The 481-nt window shown below is 78.4% G+C and carries 1 protein-coding gene; it reads right to left on the bottom strand.

Going from position 1 to position 481, the window contains the following annotated elements:
* Positions 1-137 precede the first annotated feature (137 nt).
* Positions 138-481: type II secretion system F family protein (locus SACPADRAFT_RS31690; RefSeq protein WP_407690032.1), on the bottom strand; the 344-nt coding region annotated here is incomplete at its 5' end.

Genomic DNA, 481 nt, shown 5'->3' with positions numbered 1-481 from the left:
CGTGGTGGCCGCGCCCGTTCCTCCCCGCGCGGCCCCGTCCCCGGACGTGAGCGCGCGGAGCCGGGCGGCTCCGGACCTCCGGAGCAGGGACGGGGAGGTCAGGACGGCGAACCCGGCCAGGGCGAGGGCGAGCGCGGTCATCGCGGCATCACCCGCCCGGTCAGTGCCGACGTCCACAGCACCCCGGCGAGCACGAGCCCGGTTCCCACGAGCAGCAGCACCGCGCCGAGCCCGGTCCCGGTCAGTACGGCGAGCGGCGCGGCTCCGGTCGCCTCCCCCAGGGCGATCCCGACGGCCGGGAGCAACGCCAGGACCCCGGCACTCGTCCGCGGGCCCGCCATCCCCGCCTCCGTCCGCCCGGCCGACCGCACCGTCGCGTCGAGGTCCCGGCGCACCACGTCGAGCAGATCGGCGAGGGGGATCCCGTGCTCGTCCGCGAGCGACCACGCCACGGACAGGCGCCGCACCGCCAGCCGACCGT

The sequence above is a fragment of the Saccharomonospora iraqiensis subsp. paurometabolica YIM 90007 genome (assembly GCF_000231035.2).
Lineage (GTDB): Bacteria > Actinomycetota > Actinomycetes > Mycobacteriales > Pseudonocardiaceae > Saccharomonospora > Saccharomonospora paurometabolica.
This window is presented reverse-complemented; position numbering and strand designations above follow the sequence as displayed.